Source organism: Streptococcus sp. KHUD_013 (genome assembly GCF_052588545.1).
This window is the reverse complement of record NZ_CP186264.1, coordinates 954,399-978,710: the sequence shown is the minus strand read 5'-3', so window position 1 is coordinate 978,710 and position 24,312 is coordinate 954,399. Positions and strand designations below refer to the sequence as shown.

At 41.5% G+C, this 24,312-nt stretch carries 24 protein-coding genes; 3 read left to right on the top strand and 21 right to left on the bottom strand.

The window, feature by feature from the left end; translation table 11 throughout:
• Nucleotides 1–243 precede the first annotated feature (243 nt).
• From ACOXXR_RS04530 to lepA, 11 genes are all read right to left on the bottom strand, one after another.
• Nucleotides 244–2,061, bottom strand: coding sequence for a CAP domain-containing protein (locus tag ACOXXR_RS04530; RefSeq protein WP_445278844.1), 1,818 nt, complete (start codon nt 2,059–2,061; stop codon nt 244–246).
• 624 nt (nt 2,062–2,685) lie between these two features.
• Nucleotides 2,686–4,893, bottom strand: coding sequence for a secretion protein (locus tag ACOXXR_RS04525; protein ID WP_445278843.1), 2,208 nt, complete (start codon nt 4,891–4,893; stop codon nt 2,686–2,688).
• A 129-nt stretch (nt 4,894–5,022) separates the two neighbouring features.
• A complete protein-coding gene (gene trmD, locus ACOXXR_RS04520; protein ID WP_445278842.1) occupies nt 5,023–5,739 on the bottom strand; it encodes a tRNA (guanosine(37)-N1)-methyltransferase TrmD in 717 nt (238 codons plus the stop codon).
• Nucleotides 5,729–6,247: a ribosome maturation factor RimM gene (gene rimM, locus ACOXXR_RS04515; RefSeq protein ID WP_023023341.1), complete on the bottom strand. Its 519-nt coding sequence runs from the start codon at nt 6,245–6,247 to the stop codon at nt 5,729–5,731. The genes trmD and rimM overlap by 11 nt, the downstream gene beginning before the upstream one ends.
• A gap of 107 nt (nt 6,248–6,354) precedes the next feature.
• On the bottom strand, nt 6,355–6,594 hold the full coding sequence (gene kphA / locus ACOXXR_RS04510; protein WP_003001620.1) for an RNA-binding protein KphA: 240 nt from the start codon (nt 6,592–6,594) through the stop codon (nt 6,355–6,357).
• A gap of 19 nt (nt 6,595–6,613) precedes the next feature.
• Entirely contained in the window at nt 6,614–6,886 is a 273-nt protein-coding gene (gene rpsP, locus ACOXXR_RS04505) for a 30S ribosomal protein S16 (protein ID WP_123159150.1), read from the bottom strand.
• 123 nt (nt 6,887–7,009) lie between these two features.
• On the bottom strand, nt 7,010–7,759 hold the full coding sequence (locus ACOXXR_RS04500; protein WP_445278841.1) for a hypothetical protein: 750 nt from the start codon (nt 7,757–7,759) through the stop codon (nt 7,010–7,012).
• Nucleotides 7,760–8,552: 793 nt separating this feature from the next.
• Nucleotides 8,553–9,245 (bottom strand): YjjG family noncanonical pyrimidine nucleotidase, encoded by a 693-nt coding sequence (locus ACOXXR_RS04495; protein ID WP_195323885.1) that lies wholly within the window; start codon nt 9,243–9,245, stop codon nt 8,553–8,555.
• Entirely contained in the window at nt 9,245–9,739 is a 495-nt protein-coding gene (locus tag ACOXXR_RS04490) for a YkgJ family cysteine cluster protein (RefSeq protein ID WP_061564019.1), read from the bottom strand. Before ACOXXR_RS04490 ends, ACOXXR_RS04495 begins: the two co-directional genes overlap by 1 nt.
• A 218-nt stretch (nt 9,740–9,957) precedes the next feature.
• A complete protein-coding gene (locus ACOXXR_RS04485; RefSeq protein WP_272078482.1) occupies nt 9,958–10,617 on the bottom strand; it encodes a hypothetical protein in 660 nt (219 codons plus the stop codon).
• Between the two features lie 138 nt (nt 10,618–10,755).
• Entirely contained in the window at nt 10,756–12,579 is a 1,824-nt protein-coding gene (gene lepA, locus ACOXXR_RS04480; protein ID WP_048716124.1) for a translation elongation factor 4, read from the bottom strand.
• A gap of 192 nt (nt 12,580–12,771) precedes the next feature.
• Here lepA and ACOXXR_RS04475 point away from each other — a divergent pair, with 192 nt between their 5' ends.
• Genes ACOXXR_RS04475 through pepT form a run of 3 tightly spaced genes read left to right on the top strand, consistent with a single transcriptional unit; the run spans nt 12,772 to nt 15,574 of the window.
• A complete protein-coding gene (locus ACOXXR_RS04475) occupies nt 12,772–13,524 on the top strand; it encodes a LexA family transcriptional regulator (protein ID WP_048788868.1) in 753 nt (250 codons plus the stop codon).
• Nucleotides 13,521–14,339, top strand: coding sequence for a Cof-type HAD-IIB family hydrolase (locus tag ACOXXR_RS04470; protein ID WP_445278840.1), 819 nt, complete (start codon nt 13,521–13,523; stop codon nt 14,337–14,339). The genes ACOXXR_RS04475 and ACOXXR_RS04470 overlap by 4 nt, the downstream gene beginning before the upstream one ends.
• A 14-nt stretch (nt 14,340–14,353) precedes the next feature.
• On the top strand, nt 14,354–15,574 hold the full coding sequence (gene pepT, locus ACOXXR_RS04465) for a peptidase T (RefSeq protein ID WP_445278839.1): 1,221 nt from the start codon (nt 14,354–14,356) through the stop codon (nt 15,572–15,574).
• A 208-nt stretch (nt 15,575–15,782) separates the two neighbouring features.
• Here pepT and ACOXXR_RS04460 read toward each other — a convergent pair whose 3' ends face one another.
• From ACOXXR_RS04460 to ACOXXR_RS04415, 10 genes are all read right to left on the bottom strand, one after another.
• Nucleotides 15,783–17,507, bottom strand: coding sequence for an ATP-binding protein (locus ACOXXR_RS04460; protein WP_445278838.1), 1,725 nt, complete (start codon nt 17,505–17,507; stop codon nt 15,783–15,785).
• Nucleotides 17,504–18,601, bottom strand: coding sequence for a carbamoyl phosphate synthase small subunit (locus ACOXXR_RS04455; protein WP_445278837.1), 1,098 nt, complete (start codon nt 18,599–18,601; stop codon nt 17,504–17,506). Before ACOXXR_RS04455 ends, ACOXXR_RS04460 begins: the two co-directional genes overlap by 4 nt.
• Before the next feature lie 88 nt (nt 18,602–18,689).
• On the bottom strand, nt 18,690–19,607 hold the full coding sequence (locus ACOXXR_RS04450; RefSeq protein WP_023023366.1) for an aspartate carbamoyltransferase catalytic subunit: 918 nt from the start codon (nt 19,605–19,607) through the stop codon (nt 18,690–18,692).
• 93 nt (nt 19,608–19,700) lie between these two features.
• Entirely contained in the window at nt 19,701–20,222 is a 522-nt protein-coding gene (gene pyrR / locus ACOXXR_RS04445) for a bifunctional pyr operon transcriptional regulator/uracil phosphoribosyltransferase PyrR (protein ID WP_123159143.1), read from the bottom strand.
• 239 nt (nt 20,223–20,461) lie between these two features.
• Nucleotides 20,462–21,103 (bottom strand): Pr6Pr family membrane protein, encoded by a 642-nt coding sequence (locus ACOXXR_RS04440; RefSeq protein ID WP_219074355.1) that lies wholly within the window; start codon nt 21,101–21,103, stop codon nt 20,462–20,464.
• Nucleotides 21,104–21,146: 43 nt separating this feature from the next.
• Entirely contained in the window at nt 21,147–21,482 is a 336-nt protein-coding gene (locus ACOXXR_RS04435) for a zinc ribbon domain-containing protein YjdM (protein WP_414284068.1), read from the bottom strand.
• Nucleotides 21,483–21,609: 127 nt separating this feature from the next.
• Entirely contained in the window at nt 21,610–22,362 is a 753-nt protein-coding gene (locus tag ACOXXR_RS04430; protein ID WP_270308182.1) for an HAD family hydrolase, read from the bottom strand.
• Nucleotides 22,337–22,741: a PaaI family thioesterase gene (locus tag ACOXXR_RS04425; RefSeq protein WP_270308184.1), complete on the bottom strand. Its 405-nt coding sequence runs from the start codon at nt 22,739–22,741 to the stop codon at nt 22,337–22,339. Before ACOXXR_RS04425 ends, ACOXXR_RS04430 begins: the two co-directional genes overlap by 26 nt.
• A 105-nt stretch (nt 22,742–22,846) precedes the next feature.
• Nucleotides 22,847–23,314 (bottom strand): 8-oxo-dGTP diphosphatase, encoded by a 468-nt coding sequence (locus ACOXXR_RS04420; RefSeq protein ID WP_445278836.1) that lies wholly within the window; start codon nt 23,312–23,314, stop codon nt 22,847–22,849.
• A 634-nt stretch (nt 23,315–23,948) separates the two neighbouring features.
• Nucleotides 23,949–24,302, bottom strand: coding sequence for a diacylglyceryl transferase (locus tag ACOXXR_RS04415; RefSeq protein ID WP_445278835.1), 354 nt, complete (start codon nt 24,300–24,302; stop codon nt 23,949–23,951).
• Between the last annotated feature and the right edge of the window lie 10 nt (nt 24,303–24,312).

Sequence of the window (24,312 nt, the reverse complement as noted above, 5' to 3'; positions counted from 1 at the left end):
TGCTATTTAAGAAGATTAAAACTTTCCGCCGTGAGAAAAGTGCTTGAAACACTAGTTTCAAGCACTCGGGAGTTTTGAAGCCTTAGATTCAAAACTAAGTCATGGAACTTCTTCGAAGTTCGCTGACGTCCGTACTCACCTAAGGAAAGTTTTTTAGAAGACTTTATCTTCAAGCTGAGGTATCACTAGGATACCTTCTTTTATGTTATGTAAGGAATCTGGGATGTTTATCCAGAGAAAACATTATTTATAATTATAAGCCCAGTAATAGTAACCATCACCATTTACAACTGCTGCTACCGCACCTTCAGTTGCGTTTGGATCTAGTAACAATTCACGCAAGCCACTGTTGAACCATTTCGTTGCCACAGTTGCTGGGTCTTCTTCACGACGAGCTACGAAGCCTGTGCTATCATATTGTCTTGAGATTTGGTTTGCTTTTGGAAGAGAAAGATTGTTGTAGATATCATCAGACCAAGTCAATTCTTTCAAGCCTTGAGCTTTTCTTAGTTCATTGATTTTAGCAAACGCTTCTTTGGCCTTATCTAAAGAAATATAGTTGGTATCGTCTGTTGCTTCAACACGGAATACGAATTTCACATAACCGAATTCAACGTCTTTGTATTCTTTTTCGTCGACACCACTCTTCAAGTTAGCAATCAAGACATAGTCTTTTGCCCAAGGATTTTCTTTTGATTGTTCAAAGAGTTCAGGATCTTCAATTTCCCACTCTACTTTACAATCCCAACCTGCGTTGTCAATGAACTTAGGATTCATTTTTTCAATGACATAGTTCTTAAATTCTTCGACGTTTTTGAACGGTAACGGTTTGCCGGCTTTGACTGTTTCTACTACATTGGTAGAGTATAGTTTCACACTTGAGTCACGATCGCTGTAAGCATACTCGTCATCTTTGGCATCTTCGTGGAATTTTGGATCGATGACAGGATCATTTGGATCTGTCATTCCTTGAAGTTTCCATTTACCATCAATCCACTTCCAGTATGCAGAATATCCTGTAGCTTCTGTGTCAGATGGAACATAGTAGTAATGGGTTGTCCCATCAAAGTAATAGTTCTTATCGTTACGCAAAGCAGCTGATCCAGGCTTACCAGGTGGGTAGACCAACTTAGGTACACGACCATTTGGCGCCCAAGGAAGGTGTTCCAATCCTTCTGCTGGTGTTTCAACGTATGGTGGAATTTGGTTTTCACTTGGCTGGTCAGTTGTTACCAATCCGTCATTTCCAGGTACTTCTGGTTGAACTGGCTCTTCTGGTTTTGGCTCAGCTGGATTCTCAGGAGTTGGAGCGAATGGATCGAATTCACCATCTGCACCTACAAATGGCGGATTCTCAGGGAAGACCAAGTTACCTGTATCTTCAGGTGTAGCTGGTTCTGATGGTTCCACCGGTTGATCTGGTTTATCAGACGGATTTGGTTCCTCCGGTGTTGGGGTTGGAGTTGGTGTTGGTGTTGGAGTAGGTGTTGGAGTAGGTGTCGGAGTATCCGGCGTTACAGGATTTTCTGTTTCGCTAGAATTCTTCACAAATACCCAATTACCATTTTGATAGTAATAGTAATCCCCATTCTCTAATAAATAGTAATGGTAACCATTCTCATAAAGGTAATGAGGATCGTTGGCTAGATTATTTCTAGAGTTATTACGATTGGTCAACGGTAGCCATTGCCCATTGCGATAGATTCGGTAACTTCCATCACTCATGCGATAGTAGTGGTTGCCATTCCAGTAAATGTAATTCTCATCATGTGTGAGATTGTTGTAGCCATAGTAGTTGTTCCAATTGTTATAACCATAGTTATAGCCATAATTGTAATTATTATAGCCGTAATTATTATAGCCATAGTAATAATCATAGTTATTATAGCCGTAGTTATAGTTGTAATTATTGTAACCATAACTTGGAGTATAGTAACTGTAGATATAACGACTGGTGTTCCAGCTATAGCTCTCAGCCTGAACATTCGACGCAGCAAATACTGGAACTGCTACAGCAGAGGCTAAGATAGCCCGAGTTACATATCTATATTTTTTATCCATATCAATAATCTCCATTAGAATAGTATTATATATTAAAAGGATGAAAAAACCTATGCATAAGTGTAAATCAACCATTTTACCAGTTTATATAGGCGAGGAGAGCACCTGAATGAAACGTTCATTTTCTTTTAAGGCCTATTTTAAAAATGAACACATCAGTCAGATTCCCACATTTTTTTGCCTAAAAAACTGATAATAACGGCATATTTTGTATCGACACTTTTTCTTCCTTCATGAAAATTATAGCACAGAAAGTTTTGGATAGCAAATAATTTGAAAGCCTTCTTTTTTTACTCATAGAACTATACTCATTCTTTATACAGATAATTTTTACCCTACTATTATCTACTTAAATGGTAGGGTTATAAAGGATAAAACAATAGTATAGTATTATACTATTGTTTTATCCTTTTTCTCTAACTGCTAGATTATACAAAAAGAGGCTAGGACAAAAGTCCTAGCCTCTCAATTGTCTTTGGATTATCGAGCAAGACGCAGTGGTTGAGTGGGCTCTACTGCGCTGATTTCATCAGCTTTTACAGCCCTACTCAACTGTGCAGAGGTGGGACGACGAAATCGAATTCTAACGAATTACCGATTTCTGTCCCACTCTCACTTTAACAACTATTCATCTTTTTTAAACCCAAGCCCTCGGAACCATTTGGATAATCCCCTTTTACTTCTGTGTTCGTCTTTTCCAGTAGGTTTCTCAAGGTTAGCTTCGTCTTGCAAGTGATCTTCTGATTGAGTAGAAGCCAGTAACGAAACTTGGGCCTGATCAGTAACTTCTTCCTCTCCTGCTACTACGGGTTGGTTTCCATCCTCATTTGACTGAATTTTCTCTATCCGACTCCTGAACTCACTAGCTTCTTTTTGATAAGCCATGAAACTTGCAAAAGCTGTTTCAAATTCTACTTTTTTCTCTTCGAGTTCAGCTTTTGCGGAAGCCACCAAGGCTTGGGCATCAACTAGCAGTTCAGATGAATTGGTAAACAGTTTCAGATGACCTTTGGCTTGCGTTAATTGTTTTTGAGCGATTTGAAGTTGGACATGTGCTCCTTCAAGCTTAGATGCAGTCTCTTTTGCTGCATTCTGTAAAGCTTCTAATTGCTTTTTATCTTCTTCTAATGCTAGAGCAACATTTTTCAAGGCTTCTTCTTTCGGGCTAATACTACCTTGTATCCGAGCCCGTGATACTGCCAGTGAGTTTTCCGCTTCCTTGACTTCTATCGACGCAGCCTGCCATTTCTTCATCGCTGAAGCAAGGTTACGTTGTGCACGCGCCAATAGTTGCTCATGACTTGCAAGAGAATTCTTAACATCGAATAAATGACCAGAAAGGATATTGATACGAGACTCTTGGTTAATCTTTTCGACCTTTAGGCTCTCCAGTGTATTTTTTACAGCCTTCACATCCGCTTTTGTCGTCCTTGCATTGGCAACTTTTCTCATCCACTTGGTCAGTTCTTCACTAGTATAAAGCGGGCTTCCTTCTTCAAAGAAAGCTGCTTGAGATACTTCTAAATCTGGATCATAGGCTACTGAAATAGCCTTGTATTGATTCCCCATCATGTGGACATAGTGGCCAACCTTAGCAAATAGCTCCGGTCCCACTTTTCTGGAGATCTGACTAGGATTTAGCTGACTTTCATCCGTCGGTAAATTGAATTGCTTGGCTAATTGACGATAGTGGTCTTTTTCACTATACCAGAAGGCAACCGCTTCTCTAGGTCGATAGCCCCAGACAACATTCTCATTCTCTTGGTAACTGGACAATCCTTTTCGATGGTTTACATAATACTCTGTTTGAAGTTGACTAGAAGGCAATTGATAAGGATCTACCAAGAGTTCCTCTAAACCAGCCTGGCGACGGTACTGATTAATCGTATCTACGATTTCTAACGCTTTTAAGACGTTATCTAATCTAGTGACCTTTCCACCTGCCAGCTGGTCCTCTTCACTCCTACGGCTATAAAGAGACAAGGCTTCGACAGCATCTTGGTCACCTGCTTTGGCCCACTCTTGAAGCAACCTCTCATAGCTTGCCTGTTGAAGATTGATGGGACTTAGCATTGCCGCTTCACGGACCTGTTCTAACTCCACTTCTTTTAGGGAAATTTGATAGGCTAGTCGCTCAATTTTCTCCTGTGCACCAGCAATCTCACTGGAAACCTGCTTTAAGACCTGAGGCACATTGGCATGAGTTTCTGTCAGATTAACTACTAATGCTTGAGCTATTTTTAATTCGTTTTGCGCCTGCTCCTCTTTTTGCTGTGCGTTGGCTAATACTATCTCATCGTTCTGGATGGGTTGTTTGGCTTTTCTCAATTCATTACCCGCAATATCTACAAGTAACTGTTGGGCAGCAATTTTATTCTCTTGATTCTTGATGGCAAAACGGACTTGGCGATCGGCTTCTGTTGCTTGGCGTACCTTGTCTTCTTCCAAAGTAACAACTGCTTCTGCAACCGCAACTTCATTTTCAGTTTTGCCAATGGAGCTTTGATTGGGGTTTTGAATCCTTATTTCAGTATTCTGTAAGTTAGCTTCAGCAGCTTCAAGACCAGACTTGGCTACATTGTATTCGGATTGAGCCTGGTTCAAGCGCAAACGTTGGTCTTCTACTCTTTTTTCAGCTTTTAACAACTGTTCATTTAAGATATTCATATCCATAAAACTTGAATCCATTCCAGTCATATCCGTCGACTGCTGATCAGCAGCATCCTTCTGAGTGGTCTCCTCCGCTTGCGCCTTATGCCCAGCCAAAGCTGAAAAGAGGGTTGTCGCAGCGACACCCGTTGTAAAGACTGATTTTCCTAATTTTTTGCTCATTGCAATCTCCACCAAAACTTTTTCATTTCTCTTCTCTCTTCATAAGAATACCACATTTTGTTACCAATAACTAGTAGGATGGGAAAGATTTTTTCTAATTTTAGTGCAAAAGAAAAACAGCTGTCGCTGTTAGTCTTCCTGTTTAATTTGCTTCAACATTTTTTCTTCTTCTGCTGACAATTCATAGTTTTCTAGCAGATCAGGGCGACGCTCCAAGGTCTTTTTCAAACTCTGGTAAAGACGCCATTGACGGATATTTTCATGGTGACCACTCATGAGGACATCTGGAACCGTCATCCCTCGGTATTCATAAGGCCGTGTGTATTGAGGATACTCTAAGAGACCAGACGAGAAACTATCATCCTGGTGGCTGGACTCTTTTCCGATCACCTCTGGAATCAAGCGGACTGTCGCATCAATCATGGTCATGGCTGCTAGCTCACCGCCCGTTAGAACATAATCCCCCAAAGAAATCTCATCTGTCACCAAGGTCTTGATCCGCTCGTCATAACCCTCATAGTGACCACAGATAAAGATCAATTCTTCTTCCTGAGCTAACTCTTCTGCGTAAGATTGATCAAAGGTCCGACCAGCAGGATCCAGTAAAATCACGCGCGGATTCTTTTTCTCAATCGCATCAAAGGCATCGAAGATTGGCTGAGCACGTAAGAGCATACCCTGCCCACCACCATAGGGCTCATCATCCACGTGGCGCGCCTTTTCTGCATTTTCACGGAAATTATGGTAGTTGATCTCTAATAAGCCTTTCTCACGCGCTTTGCCGACGATCGAGTGCTCCAAAGGCGAAAACATCTCTGGAAAGAGGGTTAAAATATCAATCTTCATCGTCTAACCCTTCTAAGATGTCCACATCGACCCGATTACCCGGAATATCGATATTGAGCACTACTGGTGGGATATAAGGCAAGAGAAGGTCACGTTTCCCTTTTCTTTTGACTACCCAGACATCATTGGCACCTGGTTGCAGGATTTCCTTGATCTGACCGATTAGTTGGTCGTTTTCGTATACATCAAGGCCTATGATCTCATGGTAATAAAACTCGCCCTCATCCAAATCCGTCAAGTCTTCTTCCGCAACCTTGAGGCTAAAGCCCTTGAATTTTTCGATGGCATTGATATGGTACATATCCTTAAACTTGATGATGTCGAAGTTCTTGTGCTTGCGATGGCTAGCAATGGTCACTGTTTGGACGAACTGGTCCTTCTCATCAAAGAGGGCCAATTCAGCTCCTTTTTTAAAGCGCTCTTCCGCAAAGTCTGTTACAGACAAGACCCGCATCTCTCCTTGTAAGCCTTGGGTATTGACTATTTTCCCAACATTAAAGTAATTCATGATTTCTCCAGTGTAGTTTATTCACTCTATTTTATCACGTTCAGCAACAATTCTCAACGTTGCTCCCTGAGTGCTCCAACAAAAAAACGGGATAAAATCCCGCCTTTTTATTTTTCGTCAATAACGATTCTTACTTTTTTATCTTCAGTTGGGACAGAGTAGACAATCGTTCTTATCGCAGAAATGGTGCGACCTTTCCGACCGATCACTCGACCAACATCGCTAGGATCAAGGTCAAGGTGGTACTCCAAGAATTCAGGAGTATCTTCGATCTTGATGGTTAAGGCATCCGGTTGTGAAATCAAAGGTTTCACAATTGCAATAATAAGATTTTCAATCGTATCCATACATCAACCTACTTTTTGATTATTTTGAGAATTTAGAATCGTGGAATTTCTTCAAGACACCTTCTTTTGAAAGGATGTTGCGAACTGTATCTGAAGGTTGAGCTCCATTAGCCAACCATGCAAGAACGCGGTCTTCTTTCAAAGTTACTTGGTTTTCTTCAACAAGTGGATTGTAAGTTCCAACTGTTTCGATGAAACGTCCATCACGTGGTGAACGTGAATCTGCTACGTTGATACGGTAGTAAGGTTTTTTCTTAGAACCCATACGAGTCAAACGAATTTTAACTGCCATTTTTATAAGTCTCTTTTCTATATTTTAATTTTCGGTGAAATAGACAAGCTATTTAGCACATGATCTATTATAACACATTTTATAGACCTGTCAAGAAAAAAACTTGACACTATTAAAAATTTTTTAATCGATCTCAAAGTAATAAGATCCTTCATTTTTGGAATCCGATTCAATCACATAGTTCCCAGGAGGAAGACCGGATACATCCAAGTGCTTTCCTTCAAATTCTTTGGCGAGGGAAGTCACTGTGATGGTAAAGGAAAATCCCTTAATTTGGCGGTAGGTAGCATAATTTAAAGTCAGAATTCCTCGAAGATCTGTCTCTCCAGCTTTTTCAGCAGCCAGTAAGTCTCTTGCTAACTGATCTTCAAAATCGGGATTTTGGATTGGTAACTGAAGACGAACCTCGCTTACCTCGAGGCCTTGTTGATAAAATCGCTCTTTTATCTCTTGCGTCACTTGTTGAAATCCTTGAGATTCCGTAAAGGCTCTTTCGAAGAACGGGGCTACTAACCAACTGTTGTAATGTTGAGCCAGTTCTCCTGCCGTGTCATAGTTTTTCCCAGTTTCTTCTTTTGATAGATGAGTCGCATCGGGAAAGTCAAACTGAACCGTCTTTCCCTCAACTCTTTCTTGATAGGTATAAGCATATTTGGTCGACATCCCATGGAGTTTAGCTGCTTTAAAATGTAGGTCTCCTTTAAATCCCGCTTCCTGATAAAATCCAGAAATTTGCTGTTGGATTTCTTTTTCTTCTTGATTAGTAAAATAAAAGAGAAAACAAATCAAGAGAGCGACCACTGTGAAGAATGCACGAACCAGGTAGCCGACCCATTTCTTGATATTGAATGGTATTTGTTTAAATATAATCATTTTTCCATAATAACAAAAAACTAGCCCGAGAGCTAGTTTGTAATGGAATGAAATTTGAACAAAACTTGTTCATGTACTTAAAGAAACGCTTATATTTGATGTTCCTCCACATCACCGCTGCACTCTATCCATGGATATTCCCTGATCAGATAGGACCAAAAGTGATACCACTCCTCTTTCTGATAGCTAATAGCGAGATAGTATTCCTTGTAGTCAAAATCCCTTAACACAAGAAAATACTTAGGAGGAAGAAGTGATTTGTTTCTACCAGAGTATCTACTATAACTATACTTTTGAAATTTCTGAAGTTGGATTTTCCAAATGTCCTCATCTATTCTCAGATAGTCGAAACAAGACCGATAGGTTATCAAATAGCCCTTATATACTAGTAATTTCAACCTCGGTTCTCTGAATTCCGCTTCCTTCTCTATTTCCCGCAAAGAGATTGATTCGATCCATTCCTGCGAAAACTCTCTGCCTCTTCTGCTTGTTTTACAAATCAGACGAACAAATTCGAATACTTGCCGAATGAGAATGAAAGAAACCGTGCAGCCAAGCATGATCCACGCTCGAAACCCTTTTCTTTCCTGGATAGTAGCTTGGTCCCAATCCATCCCATTCAACGAGCATAACAGATAGAAAGCTGCACCAGCTAATAGGAGGATATAAGCTAGTCGAATAAGAAATTGAAAAAATAAACTCTTTCTAATCATTTATCCCCGTTTACACTCTCCTTCTTTTCAGGTCAATTCCTTTTTAGCTCTAACTGAAAGCAACTGGTATCCGTACTAGGCTAATCTTTTCGCAAGAGCGCCAATAAGGCCTCATAAGAATCCACTTCATAAGTCGGCACTGCTGGACTGGTATTTTCTTTGTGATCCGGATTGTACCAGACGGTATCAATCCCCGCAGCATTGCCTCCAGCGATGTCCGCCGTCAAAGAATCCCCAATCATGAGAGCTTGTTCCTTAGCAAATCCTGGGATCAGGTTCCCAATCTTTTCGTAAAAGGCCACTTCCGGTTTTTGAGTTCCTAATTGTTCAGAGATGAAAATTTCTTTGAAATAAGGGGTAATGGCTGATTGCTTCAAACGCCCTTGTTGAATGGCAGTAACGCCGTTGGTAGCACCATAGAGCCGGTAACCTCTTTTTACTAGCTTAGCTAACAAGTCTTCTGCTCCTGAGAAAGTCTGTCCCTGTTGACTAATGTAGTCCTGGTAACGAAGAGCCATCTCTTCACCATCTACCTCTCTACCAAAATGGGCAAAGGCAATGGCAAACCGGCTATTAATCAAGTCTTTCTTGCTAATCTTCTTTTGCTCCAAATCTTTCCAGAGGCCTTGGTTCATGGGTTTGTAGTAATCTTTAAAGGCTTGGATATCTTGAACCCCCTGATCTTGGAGGAATTGCGTTAAGGCCACTTCCTCCGCTGTATCAAAGTCCAACAAGGTGTGGTCTAGGTCAAAAAGTAAAAATGTATATGTCATTACAAACGATCCTTTAATTTTTCTACAAATAAATAAGCCGCTGGGCAAGTGAGAGTATTCTTGATGGTCAGATGGTTGATCTGATAGATTTTCTTGCGGTCTGTATGAGGGAATTCTCGACAGGCTTTCGGACGCACATCATAGATGGAGCAGAGATTATCACCTCCCAAGAAAGGGCAAGGCATGGATTTAAAAACCTTGTCTCCATCTTCATCGACTTGAAGAAATTCAGCCTCAAAAGCAGGAAGCTTCATTTTGAAATACTTGGCGATGCGCGTGATATCTGCTTCCTTAAAATCGGGTCCTAGGGTCTTACAGCAGTTGGCACAGGCTGTACAATCAATTTCTTGAAAGACTTCATCGTGAATCTCTTGGGCTATTTTATCTAGATTTTTAGGGGGCTTCTTTTTCAGATTTGCCAATACCTTGCGGTGCTCCTTTTGTTTTTGAAGCGCTAACTGATGGTATTTTTCTAAGTCAATTTCTTGAGACATAAACTACTTTCTAATTGCTAAATGGATAAGAGCATTATACCATACTCAACAAAAAAAGAGCAGGTTAAAACAAATGGAAGACACCACTCATTCTATCCTACCCTCAAGATCTTCGATTAAAAGAAATCAATTTCCCATAGTAGCTACTTTTCCATCGCCTCATGACTTTTATCAGACGCTTTTGAGCTTGGACATATTGGCTTATTCTTCATAAGAACTTAGGCTTTCGGACCTTTTTCATCCAAACTCCAAGTTTCCTCAATGTAAGGAATGAATTGAGCCAAGGTCTCTGGATCCCCTTCAAAAGACATCAAGTATACCTTATCATCCTTTTGGAAGACCCAAGTAATGAGGTACTGTCCAGATTTAAGGATAATATTGAGCTGCAAGGCTTCATTCCCTGAGACAGTGGTTTTCGCTCCCCACATTTTCTCTACTTCTTTATTGTCATTCCAATAGTATGCAATTCGGTTCGCAATCAACTCTGCGTTAAAGACTTCCCCTTCACCAACATTCGCCTTCTCTTTGGTATACCCGTTCATGGTAACAATGTTGTAGGCACTTCCATCCGTAAATTGAATGCTGTCTCCACCATCTATATCTGTAAATTTAATCCACTTGCTTGGGATATCGATATAACCATAATCTGGAGAACCAACCCGTTTGGTTTCGACAGAACTCTTGGTATCATCAGATGATTTTGACTCCACCTTGCTAGAAGTCTTTTTACTAGAGGATTTTTTGCTCTTTTTTACCACCTCAGTGGAACTAGATTCAGATGACAATGGTTTTCTAGACTCTTTTTTAGGTGTGCTACAAGCTACAAGGGCAACAGCTGATAAGACCGAGACGGTCGCTAGTAGGAACTTATTTTTCATCTTTCCTCTCCTTTGTGATGGATTTTGATACCTCTAGTTTATCACGTTCAATGAAGTTTTGAAAGCGCTATTTGTCTAGTCCGATACAAAAACGCCCCTAGCGGGACGTTTGATTTGTTCGAATAATCAAAGAGAAGCTTACTCCTCATCCATAGAAAGAACAGACAAGAAGGCTTCCTGTGGTACTTCTACGGACCCAATGGCCTTCATGCGTTTCTTACCAGCTTTTTGTTTTTCAAGAAGCTTACGTTTACGTGATACGTCACCACCATAACACTTGGCCAAGACATTCTTACGAAGGGCTTTGATATCTGTACGGGCCACGATCTTATGACCGATGGCTGCTTGGATAGGCACTTCAAACTGTTGACGAGGAATAATCTTCTTGAGCTTCTCAACGATCAGTTTCCCACGTTCATAGGCAAAGTCCTTGTGAACGATAAAGCTGAGGGCATCGACGGTATCGCCATTAAGAAGGATATCCATTTTAACCAATTTAGATGGACGGTATTCAGACAACTCATAGTCAAAGCTTGCATAGCCACGCGTAGAGGATTTCAATTTATCAAAGAAATCAAAGACAATTTCCGCCAGTGGGATTTGATAGATCACATTAACCCGATTTTCATCGATGTAGTCCATGGTTACAAAGTCCCCACGTTTGCGTTGGGCCAATTCCATGACAGCTCCAACAAACTCTTGCGGCACCATGATTTGCGCTTTGACATAAGGTTCTTCAATCGAAGCAATCTTGGTTGGATCTGGAAACTCAGACGGGTTGGACACATCTAGCACTTCTCCATCTGTCAAATTGACCTTGTAGATTACAGACGGCGCTGTCATGATCAAGTCAATATTGAACTCGCGCTCCAAGCGTTCCTGAATAACGTCCATATGAAGGAGACCCAAGAAACCACAACGGAAACCAAAACCAAGGGCTTGAGATGTTTCAGGCTCAAATTGAAGACTAGCGTCATTCAATTGCAATTTTTCCAAGGCTTCACGAAGATCATTGTATTTGTTAGATTCGATTGGGTAAAGACCGGCAAAGACCATTGGGTTCATTTGCTTGTAACCATGAAGGGGCTCACTTGCTGGGTTGGTCGCTAGGGTCACCGTATCCCCGACACGGGTATCCGCAACAGTCTTGATAGAAGCCGCAATATAACCAACATCTCCTGTCGCAAGGAAATCACGACCAACTGCTTTAGGAGTAAAGATCCCTACCTCAGTCACATCAAAGGTCTTGCCATTGCTCATCAACTGGATGGTGTCGCCAGGCTTCACCATACCATTGACAACCCGAACTTGAAGGATAACTCCACGATATGGGTCGTATACTGAGTCAAAGATCAAGGCTTGCAATGGAGCGGCTACATCTCCAGTAGGAGCTGGAACTTTCTCGACGATTTGTTCCAAAATCTCTTCAATCCCGATACCAGCCTTGGCAGAAGCAAGAACTGCCTCGCTAGCATCCAAGCCGATCACATCTTCTACTTCTGTGCGCACACGTTCTGGATCTGCAGCTGGCAAGTCAATCTTGTTAATGACTGGTAGAATCTCCAAATCGTTATCTAAAGCCAGGTAAACATTGGCTAGGGTCTGAGCTTCAATCCCTTGAGCCGCATCGACTACAAGAATGGCCCCCTCACAGGCAGCCAGTGAACGAGAAACCTCATAAGTAAAGTCCACGTGTCCTGGGGTGTCAATCAAGTGGAAGATGTAGGTTTCCCCATCTTTAGCCGTGTAGTTCAACTCAATAGCATTGAGCTTAATAGTGATTCCACGTTCCCGTTCTAGGTCCATGCTGTCCAAAAGCTGGGCTTGCATTTCTCGACTAGAAACGGTCTCAGTTTTTTCTAAGATTCGGTCCGCCAAGGTTGACTTTCCGTGGTCAATGTGGGCGATAATGGAGAAGTTCCGAATCTTCTCTTGTCGTTTCTTTAATTCTTCTAAATTCATTTTTTCATCCTTATAAAACTATTCAGTATATTATAACAAAAAGGCTGTTTCTTGGCTAGTTTTAAGAAATCAAATCTGGCTATATATGATTTATATCGAAATTGGATAAATTCTTCATTTGTGTAAGGTTTTTGTTTACTTTTTCGATTTAATTCGCTATAATGAGTTGTAATGTAAAAGGAGGTGAAGCTCTTGGCAAGAGGACGTGGAAAAGCAAGCCCACAAGATAAAGAGGCTTTGCGCATTATTTCCGAAAAAATAAGAGAACTATTAAAGGTTCAAAATAAGAAACAGGTCGATTTATCTCGTACAACTGGTATTCCAGCTAGTACTTTGACCGGCTATGTGAAAGGGACTTCTCTTCCAGTCAGTGAGAACTTAGAAAAGATTGCTAGCTTCTTTGAAATCCCCATCTCTGACCTAGATCCTCGTTATGGACAACCAGATACCTTGGAGGATTCTAAGATTGAGTTTATCTATAAGCAACTGGATGAGGATTTTCAAGATTCACTCTTAGAGGAAGCCAATCGCCTGTTGGTTCTACAGGCTGAACGGAAACGTATCGAGAAAAAATACACACCATATACCGTCTTCGATAGTTATGCTGCAAGTCAAAGTGCTTCTAAGGGAGATTTGGTTTGGTTTGATCAAAAACTGGCCTACGATCTAGCACTTTGGATTCATACAGACTCGCTGGAACCTAAATATCCAAAGGGATCTGTTGCCCTAATCAAGCAAACTTTCTACGATACTGCCGGTGCAATCTATGCTATTGAGTACGACGGGCAAACCTTGATCAAGCGTGTCTTCCGTGAAGCCCAAGGGATTCGTCTCGTTTCCCTCAATAAAAAGTATAGTGATAAGATTATTCCTTTAGAAGAGGAACCGAGGGTCATCGGAAAAGTCATTGCTAGCTTTCTTCCAGCTAAGGAGGATGAGCTATGATTCGATTAGTTGCTATTGATTTAGATGGGACCCTTTTATCACCAGACAAAACCATTAGTCCTGCTAATAAGCAGGCTCTTTTGGATGCTGAAGCTGCTGGTGTACACGTCGTCATCTGTACAGGTCGCCCTCTCTCTGGTGTTCGTCCAATTTTTGAAGAAATTGGCTTCAAAAGTAACCACTCCTACTCTGTGATTAACAACGGTTGCACAACTGTTAAATCATCAGATTGGTCCGTCATCAGTTATAATGCCTTATCTGAAGAAGATTTGGGTTATCTCGATCAGTTGACGCTGGAGATTCATCCTCAATTAAGTTTGTTCGATTTAAATCGCTATATCATTTTGAATCTGGAACCTTCTGAAATAGCTAAAATGGATGCTAGCATCGTTTCTGCAGTGCCTGTGTCACTTGGCTTGGAAGAAGTCTTTGAAGCGCAACCCATTTTCCAAGGTATGTTTATCGATCAGAAAGAGCAGATTGATGTCTTTCAAGAGACCTATGAAGAAGTATTAGCCCAGCGCTTCCACACTATTCGCTCCCAACCGATCCTATTTGAGATCCTTCCTAAAGGGGTAAATAAAGCGACCGGCTTAAAGGCACTGGCTGAATACTTGGGAATACCAAGGCAAGAAGTCATGGCTATCGGCGATGAGAACAATGATATTGAAATGATTGAGTACGCAGGTCTTGGAGTTGCTATGGGCAATGCTCCAGATCCTATCAAAACCTTGGCTGATGTCACAACAACTTCTAACGAAGAAGACGGTGTCGCTACTGCTATCAAGCGCTATGTTTTACAAGCACAGAACTAGAAAAGGAAAAACAAATGAAATACCCAACATTATTAGAACGATTTTTAACCTACGTCAAAGTCAACACTCGCTCTGATGAGACTTCAACAACAACTCCTAGTACAGCTTCTCAAGTAGAGTTTGCTAAGAATGTGCTACTCCCTGAAATGGAACGAGTTGGACTTCAGAATGTCTACTATCTTCCAAATGGTTTTGCCATTGGAACTCTTCCAGCAAACGATCCAAGTCTCACCCGAAAGATTGGTTTTATCTCACATATGGATACAGCCGATTTCAATGCTGAGAATATCCGCCCACAAGTCATTGAAAACTATGATGGTGGCGCTATTTCTCTTGGTGATTCTGGTTATTCACTAGATCCTGCTGACTTTGCTAACCTCCTTAACTACAAAGGTCAAACCTTGATCACTACTGACGGTACTACCCTTCTTGGTGCAGATGATAAATCAGGGATTGCTGAGATTATGACAGCCATCGAATACTTGAATGCTCATCCAGAAATCAAACACTGCGAAATCCGAGTTGGCTTTGGACCAGATGAAGAAATCGGAGTCGGAGCAGATAAGTTTGATGCAGAAGATTTCAATGTTGACTTTGCCTATACAGTTGACGGTGGTCCTCTTGGTGAATTGCAATACGAAACCTTCTCCGCTGCAGGAGCTGAAATTACCTTCAAAGGCCGCAATGTGCACCCTGGTACTGCTAAGAACCAAATGGTGAATGCACTTCAGTTAGCAATTGACTTCCACAATCAACTGCCTGAAGAAGACCGCCCTGAAAAAACGGATGGCTACCAAGGTTTCTACCACTTGATGAATGTAGATGGTACTGTTGAAGAAGCCCACGCTAGCTACATCATCCGAGACTTTGAGACAGAGAATTTCGAAGCTCGTAAAGCCATGATGGAAGACATCGCAAACAAGTTGAACCAAGAACTTGGTGCCGAACGTGTTCTCTTGACTCTTAAAGACCAGTACTACAACATGAAACAAGTCATCGAGAAAGACATGACACCAGTCAACTTGGCTAAAGAAGTTATGGAAGATTTGGGTATTACACCAATCATTGAACCAATCCGTGGTGGGACAGATGGGTCTAAAATTTCCTTCATGGGAATTCCAACTCCAAACATCTTCGCTGGTGGCGAAAATATGCACGGTCGCTTTGAATATGTCGGTCTTCAAACCATGGAGCGTGCCGTTGACACCATTATTGGTATTGTTAGCCATTCTTAATTCCATATACTTAACAAAAATGAGGCTGGGACAAAAGTCCTAGCCTCTTAATTGTTTTTGGATGGTCGAGCAAGACGCAGTGGTTGAGTGGGCTCTACTACGCTGATTTCATCAGCTTTTACAGACCTACTCGACTGTGCGGAGGTGGGACGACGAAATCGAATTCTAACGAATTACCGATTTCTGTCCCACTCTTTTTTAATTTCTTTTAATCCATGTATTCTACCCTAGCAAACTGTCCATCGATTTGACTCTGGTAACTTTCATAAACAGAAAGAGGAATTCGTAAGCAGGTATTAGCCACTTGGCCAACGAAAGGTAGATTACTAAGAAGGACTACTTTTCTTCCAGCTTCCTTCTCTGTTCTCAGACGTTCAATGATTTGTAGAATCCTTCTAGGTTCGTCTGGAGATCCTCGATCAACCAACAAGGTCCAATCACTCCAGTCTAATGCCTCGTCCTCTCCACAAATAGAACTAAAGAAGGTCACTCCTTCTCCAACATGACCAAATCCAGCCGTCAAATCCAAAGGGTGAAACTTTAAAGAATGATTTATTTGGGGCTTTTCTTGACTCTCGTATAAGTAGATATTATACAAGAACTGGAGATAGAAAGGATCCATACGACTCAAGTCACAAACTTCCTCCATTTCAAATCCTCTATGTAGAGCTTCTAAAATAGATGAAAATCTGTAGGGCATCCGTTTAGCAATCCGTTGAATCAATTCATCGTCCGAAACATCCTTTAGAATATTCTTAGGCCATTGGTCCGAACCAAAATTGTCAACAGCTTGCTGATAGGCTTCTTCTAGACTAGTCCCAAACCCATAGAGAGCACCGATTGAGTTAATCTGCGTATTGAGGACCCTTGAAATTTTCTCTATTGGAAAGACAGGGAGTTTAAACAAAATTCGGTCAAGACTCGGCTCAAACAAGGCTGTTAATCCCTTCATTGTTGGATGGGGCAGGTCTAAGAGATGATCCCCCAACTTGAGGCACAAAGCTTGATGATAAAGCGAATAACCTAAGGCCATGGACATTGTCGAAAAGGAATCGGAGGCAAAAGGATTGACTTCAAGAATATAAAATTGATAACTCTTTGGATCTAGCGCAAACTTGATGGAGGTCGCTCCAACCAATCTCAGATGTCGAACAATCGACAAAGCTGCCTCCCGCAAGGTCTGGTGCTCTGTATCCGTCAAGGTCAGACTAGGGATGACTTGATAGGAATCACTGGAATGAATCCCCACCGGGTCTACACTCTCAATATTTCCCGCAAGATAATAATTATCCTGTCGATCTCGGACTACGACATATTCCAACTCTTTGAAACCAACTGTCGAGAACTCCAACAAACACTGACCTTGTGGCGATACTTCTAGCCCATTTTCGACAGCCTCACATAAATCATCCAAGTTATTAGCGATCCGACGGCCTTGCCCATGCTTGCTGGCAAGTGGCCAAACAACAATAGGAAATTGAATCTGCTCCGAAAACTCAATGGCCTCTCTGACTGTCGAAACCAAGGAAGAGGAAGGAACTTGATAACCCAAGTCCTGTATAAATGACTTTTGGTCTGCCTGATGGTAAAAGGCTCTGTACTGCCGAAGCGAAGTTCCTAGAATACGGATCTTGTGATCCTTAAGAAACCCAATTTCCTCCAATCGGAATAATAAGCCAAGGAGTTGCTTGTCAGCAAAAGACAGTAGTAAGTTTCTTGTATTTGTTGCTAGAAGGGCTTCTTTTAGACTATCCAACTTTAAACGAATAACGGAAACAGCATCTCCTGCTTCTTTGGTAATCTCGTTCTCATCTCCACAATAGAGGATTTCTGTTTGGTAGCCACGTTCTTTTAATAAGGGACAAGAAGTGAGTGCTCCAAGCAAACTGACATCATTGAAGGATTCTGCACACAAAAGTGTTACTTGATTCATGACCATAACTCCTCCCTTCTTTCGTCTAATTTACTTTCAATCAGATCCATAAATTCATCATAGAAATAGAGACTTTCTCTTGGTCCTGGACTGGACTCAATATGATAGAGGACACCAATCAAGGGAAGATATCGGTGACGAAAAGCCTCGATAGAGTGATCATGAAGCTCCTCATGGGTAATCAGAAAATCACGTGGAAGGGTATCGCGTTCAATGTTGTACTGATGATTCTGGCTAGTAATTTCGACCTTCCCGGTAGCAACCTCTTTTACAGGAATGTTGAGTCCTCGATGAGGACTTTTTAGTTTGGTGAGGCTTCCTCCGTGGGCAAGGGCCAGTAATTCTGCCCCCAAGCCGATTCCCATAATCGGTATATGAGGATCAATTTTAGCAATGACCTGGCAAATACTATCAATATGATGGGGATTCCCTGGACCACTGGATAGAATAATCCCATCCGGCTGCAAATCCTTCAATTCTTTCAATTTAACGGAATAGGGAACGACTGTTACATTACATCCTCTCGCGATTAATTGACGTAAAACGGAGTGACGTAAGCCCAGGTCGATCAAGACAATACTCTTTCCAAATCCTGGTGCAGCATAAGGGGTTTTAGTCGATACTTGACGGACTTGGTCAAAAGGCAAGACGGTTGCCCGAAGTTGATCTAGGATATGCTCAATCGCATCCCCTTCATTAACCACCGTTGCCTTCATGCTTCCATGTTCTGTAACAATTTTAGCCAGCTTTCGAGTATCCACTCCTTGAATCCCTGGAATGTTGTGTTTTTTCAGGTAAGCATCTAAGGATAGTTGTTTGCGCCAATTACTGGGATGGCTCGCTAATTGGTTCACTACCACAGCTAGACAACCTGGAAAAATCGATTCGTAATCATCTCGATTGATTCCTGTTGTTCCAATAACTGGAAATGTAAAGGCTAAAATTTGCCCCTTATAGGACTGGTCGGTGATCAACTCCTGATAACCCGTCATGGCAGAATTCAAGACCAATTCGCCACTAACATAGGTATCCGCTCCAAAACCAGTTCCTTCAAAAACCGTCCCATCTTCTAATACCAAGAGACGTTTTACCATAAGTTCTCCTTACAAACTCCAAAAAGAAAAGTGAGAAAAGACCACCAGATTGTAGACCCTCTCACTTCTCCTTTCTTTTTCTAATCTATTATTTACGTCCAGCTAATACTGCTTCAATGATAGCCATGCGGACGAAGACACCGTTGGTCATTTGCTCCACAATACGTGATTTAGGAGCTTCTACCAAGTGGTCGGCAATCTCCACATCACGGTTTACTGGAGCTGGGTGCATCAAGATGGCTGTGTCTTTCATACGATCATAGCGTTCTTGTGTCAACCCATGCAAACGATGGTAGTTTTCTTTTGAGAAGAGAGACTCATAGTCATGACGCTCGTGTTGAACACGGAGGAACATCATCACATCAACCTCTTCAATCACTTCATCGATGGTGACAAAGGTTCCATACTCTTCAAATTCTTCACTTCTCCATTCGTCTGGACCAGCAAAGTAAAGGGTTGCCCCCAAGCGTTTTAAGATTTGCATATTGGATTTTGCAACCCGTGAGTGATCCAAGTCACCAGCGATACAAACCTTCAAACCGTCAAAGTGACCAAACTCTTGGTAGATGGTCATCAAGTCTAGTAAACTTTGGCTTGGGTGTTGACCAGATCCATCGCCCCCGTTGACAATAGAGGCTGTGATGGTTGGGCTTTCAATCAATTCCTTGTAGTAGTCTACTTCTGGGTGACGGATGACGCAGATATCAACTCCGAGAGCTGACATGGTCAAAATTGTATCGTAAAGAGTTTCACCCTTGTTTACAGAGCTCGTTTTCACATCAAAGTCAAGGAGATCACAACCTAATTTCAACTCAGCCACTTCAAATGCTTTGTGCGTACGTGTTGACGACTCAAAGAAGAGGTTAGCCACGATATGTTGCTCGTCATAATGAGCTTTTGCTCCATTTTTAAACTCAATCCCACGCTTAATCAAGGCCATAACTTCTTCGTTTGATAAAGCTTCCATTGAGACAAGGTTTTTAAGTGCGATTTGATTTGTAGACATGTTGTAACTCCATTCCAAAGATATGCATATGTGAAAACGATACAGGAAGCTCCCTCAGTCGCTCCTGTATATAGCGACGATTTGAAAACTACCTTATTCACTCACCTCGATCAAGATACGATCTTGACCATCTAGCTCCGTCATTTCGACAATGATTTCCTCTGATCGACTTGTTGGAATGTTCTTTCCAACATAATCTGGTCGGATCGGCAATTCTCTATGACCACGATCCACTAGGACAGCCAGGCTGACGCGCGATGGACGTCCACGACTGACAAGATTATCGATGGCAGCTCGAATAGTCCGACCTGTATAAAGGACATCATCAATCAGGATGACATCTTTGCCAGTAATATCTACTGGTAAAAAGGTTGAATCTTCTGTTACTTTAATATCATCACGGAAAGGCTTGGTATCCAATTCACAGACTGGAACTTCTATTTGTTCTAGCTGTGCTAACCGTTCTTTGATGCGATTGGCAATGAATACGCCACGAGTTTTGATCCCTACCAAAACAATTTGGCTCAGATCCTTATTCCGTTCGATGATTTCATAGGTGATACGGGTGATGGCCCGTTTCATCGTTAAATCATCAACGACTTCTTTGATCTTCATCTTTTCCTCCTAATTGATAGAAAAAAGCCTCCCTTTGCAAGGAGGCTTCAGAAAAATGCTAAGAGATAGTATCTAGAATGCATCCAGTCTACCCCTTATTTTGATCAGACTCCTTGCCTGCCTCACGGGACAGGATTAAAGGACTATTTAATTATCCATACTATATCACAGTTTATAGAGGGATGCAAGAAAAAACTTATTTTTTTCTTGTAATGTTCGGATTTATGATCACAAAGCTTCTATTCTATGGTGGTCCGTTCCTTTTTTCCAATTTTCTTCAAGGCAAACAAACCAAATCCAGCAACTAAATAAGCGACAAAAATGATCGTCGCCATCTTAACGACATAGAGCCAGCCGAAACGATTGACATTGATAAAGAAATAAGGGAAAGGACTGTCTTTCGCGCCAGGTACTGGCCATTTAAGGACCAAACCGTTGAGAAGAGCAAAAAGCATATAAAGAACGGGAAGCACAGTCCAAGCCAACGGATCTAACTTCCGATACTGTTTTGGTTTATCAATCACCAGAGTGTCAAAGAAGAACATCAAGGGAACAATGTAGTGACAGAGGAAGTTTTCCAAGCGGTAAAACTTCTCAGGTGTCGCGATGGGTGCTAGCATAAAGTGATAGATGACACAGGTGATCATGATAGACATGGTGACCCCACCCTTCAAGCGAAGATAGCCCTGGGTTTGGGTCGAACGACCACGAAGCATGCGCCAAACCATGTCACCCATGAAGAACATGACCAACATGTTGGATAAAATAGTGTAATAGAGCATCATCCCAAAGCCACCATGCTTAGTGAGTTGCAGATAAACACCAATGACACTCAAGATAAACAATAGAAAACGATAGCTAAACAATAATTTGAATTTCATAGTATTCTCCTGAAAGAAAAGGGCCAGGCCCTTCTTCTTATTTTTAGATCTTCTTCACAAATTCTGATTTGAGTTTCATTGCGCCAAAGCCATCAATCTTACAATCGATGTTGTGGTCGCCTTCAACGATACGGATATTTTTCACGCGCGTTCCTTGTTTCAAATCCTTAGGTGCACCTTTGACTTTCAAGTCTTTGATCAAGGTAACAGTATCACCGTCAGCCAATTTGTTTCCGTTGGCATCAATCGCTACGACACCTTCTTCTTCTACGACTTCAGCTGGGTTCCATTCATAAGCACACTCTGGGCAGACCAAGAGGGCTCCATCTTCATAGACATATTCTGAATGACATTTTGGACAATTTGGTAAGTTATTCATTTCAATCTCCTTAGCAAAATTAACTCCCATAGTATACCATGAAAGGGGAATTTTGACAAATTCAGCTTAACTGAAACAATTTATTAAAAGAGGAGGCAACTTGGCCTCCTAAAATCGATGATAAACTTTAATCTTCTTGTAATTCTTGAATCTTATGAATCACGCGAACGCCTGCTTGTCTCTTATCTCGTAGTTCTTCGTCAGAGTATGGGAAGGTATTGATCAAGATACTTTGCATGCCAATACTTTTCGCTACAGCGACATCTGTACTGAAGTCATTCCCTACCATGACCGTTTTATCAGGATTCAACTGGTGTTCTTTGATCACTTTCACGAGGAATTCCTGCTGAGGTTTGCGAATTCCTGCATCTGACGACAGATAAATATCATGGAAAATTTCTCTCAAGCCAACCAAATCAATCTCTGGGTTGGTAAAGTCAGCTTGCGCATTAGATAAGAGATAGATCCGACACCCTGCAGCTTTCATATCTTCTAAGACTTCTTTCGTGTGTGGGTAAAGCTCCAAGCGTTTGCGAGAGAGGACACGGAAGGTCCGTGCCATCAAGCGTCCCCACTCTTTGAGATGATGGACACTTGCTCCAGTTGGATGACTATCTAGATAGAGTTGAACAAAGATCACTGTCAAATCAACCTCAGGATAGGTCACTTGTTTTTCTTTCGCGATACTTTCCTCAGCTTGCCGCACCAACTCCTTATAGCGGACTTGCAGGCTTTCTCCTGTATAATGAGCCCCATAGGATTGGTAGATTTGGGCCATGGTATCCCACAAAGTTGGCTCGGCCTCATCTGTTTCGATGTCGACCAAGGTTCCATAAAAATCAAAAATATAGTTTTTAAATGCGTACTTTTGCTGATTCATCTCTTTCTCCCGTTACAAACATGGTAAAGGTGGCCTTACAGACATTGGCACCTTCCTGATTGGTAATATCGACATCCACAACTCGAGTCGTCCGCCCACTGTGGACACATTCCCCGTGGATGGTCAGGACATCTCCTAGACGCCCAGCTTTCAAGTAATTGATGGAAGACTGCAAGGTCACACCATCTACTCCCTGAGAAATCAGGACCAAACCACTGATCTGATCACATAGGGTAAAGAGATAACCACCGTGCGCATTTCCATAATAATTAAGAGATGATTCGACCACCTTCGTGGTCACAACGACATGGCCATCTCTCATGGTTTCTATTTCGTAATTTTCAAATGCCGCTATGGCATCAAAGTGAAAATCCTTCATGACAACTCCTCTTCCCTCTATATAAGGCATTCCTAAACCCTTCCATCATACTACTTTTTTCCACTTCTTACAAGAACAATAAAAGAGCTGGTGGAAGCCAACTCCTTAATAGCGAAATTTTTCCCAACCATCATCTGTCCGTTTGCGATAATAGTACTCGGATAAGTCGGCGTCTTCCATGACCTCCAGCAGAGGAAGCATGTCGTAGGATAAGTCCAACTTTTCTAATTGGTCCTTCTCGACCCAAGAAACTTCTCCTTCTTCAGACGATCTCAGCTGGCCTGTAAATTCTGTCGCTTTGTAGCAAAAGACGATATAGCGCGTTCCATCCTCCAACTGCCAGTTTTTCACAGCGGCTAGCTGGGGATTGGAGATCGATAGGCCGGTTTCTTCTTTAATCTCTCGGATGACAGACTCGACCAAACTTTCTCCTTCTTCGATGTGGCCACCCGGGAAAGCATAGCCTGACCAGTGAGTCTTTTCAGGAGAGCGGTACTGGAGGACAACTTTATTCGTCGAAGTGTCTTCAATCAGACATAGATTTGTTAGAATAGTAGATGTTGCGCGTGACATTTGTCTCTCTTTCTATGGATTCACCATCCATCTTTTCTGTATTTCACTTCTAGTTTCATGATGAAGGGATTGACTAGTTCATAGTAATCACGACTCCGTATAGGGATCGCTCCATGGGGAATTTCAACATAATTCCCTCGTATCTCCGCATTATGATGGATTGGAGGGATTATGGTATCAGCTGAATCTGTAAAAGACACTTGGAGAATGAGCCAAATGAAAAATGCTAGAATGACACTCAAAAATTGTAAGATTAGATGAAAAAACTTGAACTCTCTCTTTTTATAAAAGATAGACCAAAGATGGAAAAAAAGAACTAGAAATAAGAAATCAAACCAGAGACAACTAAGTAGAGGGGTAAATGATAGACCAAAGACAATTAAAATCAATTCAATCACTAAAAAGGCCAACCAACAGATATAAAAGACTTTAAAACCATTTAACTGCTTAAGCATAGAGAAGGCTCCTTATTTAGAAATGCTATAACTAACCATATTATAAAGCTAATCCATAACAACGTCAATGTACATTAAATGAATATCTTCATTTGAGATTTTTCACTTCCGTTACCGCTGGGTTTCATATCTCAAGTGACAAAAAATCCACATTCAGGCTTGAAAGTGGAGTTCTTGCCTTAAATAATGATCAATAAAATATGAACACCCAATCGCAACCAATGATCAACGAGAGGCACTTCCGGATCACTTTTTTTGCTATCTAAGTATAGGCTAAGAGATAACAAAAGCAAAGCAAGAGCAATAACTATTTTAAGCGATAGCATCATGCCGCCAATAGCCAGAGCCGCTAGAAATCCAAAAAATGGTAAAGGGCTAAATAAAAATGACAATAAACTGAAATAGAGCATAAACGTAGATAGAATCAATAGGCCGTAAACAATCAAATAAGTAAAAATAGAAACCCTTTGACCTTCTCTTTTCATTTTTGAAATTGAAGAAATGACATAGATCATATAGATAAAAAGCAGCATATTGGATCAT

Excerpts from the sequence above, each read along its gene's own strand:
- ACOXXR_RS04530 (WP_445278844.1), bottom strand. The coding sequence starts at position 2,061 with ATGGATAAAAAATATAGATATGTAACTCGGGCTATCTTAGCCTCTGCT.
- ACOXXR_RS04525 (WP_445278843.1), bottom strand. The coding sequence starts at position 4,893 with ATGAGCAAAAAATTAGGAAAATCAGTCTTTACAACGGGTGTCGCTGCG.
- trmD (WP_445278842.1), bottom strand. The coding sequence starts at position 5,739 with ATGAAGATTGATATTTTAACCCTCTTTCCAGAGATGTTTTCGCCTTTG.
- rimM (WP_023023341.1), bottom strand. The coding sequence starts at position 6,247 with ATGAATTACTTTAATGTTGGGAAAATAGTCAATACCCAAGGCTTACAA.
- kphA (WP_003001620.1), bottom strand. The coding sequence starts at position 6,594 with ATGGATACGATTGAAAATCTTATTATTGCAATTGTGAAACCTTTGATT.
- rpsP (WP_123159150.1), bottom strand. The coding sequence starts at position 6,886 with ATGGCAGTTAAAATTCGTTTGACTCGTATGGGTTCTAAGAAAAAACCT.
- ACOXXR_RS04500 (WP_445278841.1), bottom strand. The coding sequence starts at position 7,759 with ATGATTATATTTAAACAAATACCATTCAATATCAAGAAATGGGTCGGC.
- ACOXXR_RS04495 (WP_195323885.1), bottom strand. The coding sequence starts at position 9,245 with ATGACATATACATTTTTACTTTTTGACCTAGACCACACCTTGTTGGAC.
- ACOXXR_RS04490 (WP_061564019.1), bottom strand. The coding sequence starts at position 9,739 with ATGTCTCAAGAAATTGACTTAGAAAAATACCATCAGTTAGCGCTTCAA.
- ACOXXR_RS04485 (WP_272078482.1), bottom strand. The coding sequence starts at position 10,617 with ATGAAAAATAAGTTCCTACTAGCGACCGTCTCGGTCTTATCAGCTGTT.
- lepA (WP_048716124.1), bottom strand. The coding sequence starts at position 12,579 with ATGAATTTAGAAGAATTAAAGAAACGACAAGAGAAGATTCGGAACTTC.
- ACOXXR_RS04470 (WP_445278840.1), top strand. The coding sequence starts at position 13,521 with ATGATTCGATTAGTTGCTATTGATTTAGATGGGACCCTTTTATCACCA.
- pepT (WP_445278839.1), top strand. The coding sequence starts at position 14,354 with ATGAAATACCCAACATTATTAGAACGATTTTTAACCTACGTCAAAGTC.
- ACOXXR_RS04460 (WP_445278838.1), bottom strand. The coding sequence starts at position 17,507 with ATGAATCAAGTAACACTTTTGTGTGCAGAATCCTTCAATGATGTCAGT.
- ACOXXR_RS04455 (WP_445278837.1), bottom strand. The coding sequence starts at position 18,601 with ATGGTAAAACGTCTCTTGGTATTAGAAGATGGGACGGTTTTTGAAGGA.
- ACOXXR_RS04450 (WP_023023366.1), bottom strand. The coding sequence starts at position 19,607 with ATGTCTACAAATCAAATCGCACTTAAAAACCTTGTCTCAATGGAAGCT.
- pyrR (WP_123159143.1), bottom strand. The coding sequence starts at position 20,222 with ATGAAGATCAAAGAAGTCGTTGATGATTTAACGATGAAACGGGCCATC.
- ACOXXR_RS04440 (WP_219074355.1), bottom strand. The coding sequence starts at position 21,103 with ATGAAATTCAAATTATTGTTTAGCTATCGTTTTCTATTGTTTATCTTG.
- ACOXXR_RS04435 (WP_414284068.1), bottom strand. The coding sequence starts at position 21,482 with ATGAATAACTTACCAAATTGTCCAAAATGTCATTCAGAATATGTCTAT.
- ACOXXR_RS04430 (WP_270308182.1), bottom strand. The coding sequence starts at position 22,362 with ATGAATCAGCAAAAGTACGCATTTAAAAACTATATTTTTGATTTTTAT.
- ACOXXR_RS04425 (WP_270308184.1), bottom strand. The coding sequence starts at position 22,741 with ATGAAGGATTTTCACTTTGATGCCATAGCGGCATTTGAAAATTACGAA.
- ACOXXR_RS04420 (WP_445278836.1), bottom strand. The coding sequence starts at position 23,314 with ATGTCACGCGCAACATCTACTATTCTAACAAATCTATGTCTGATTGAA.
- ACOXXR_RS04415 (WP_445278835.1), bottom strand. The coding sequence starts at position 24,302 with ATGCTGCTTTTTATCTATATGATCTATGTCATTTCTTCAATTTCAAAA.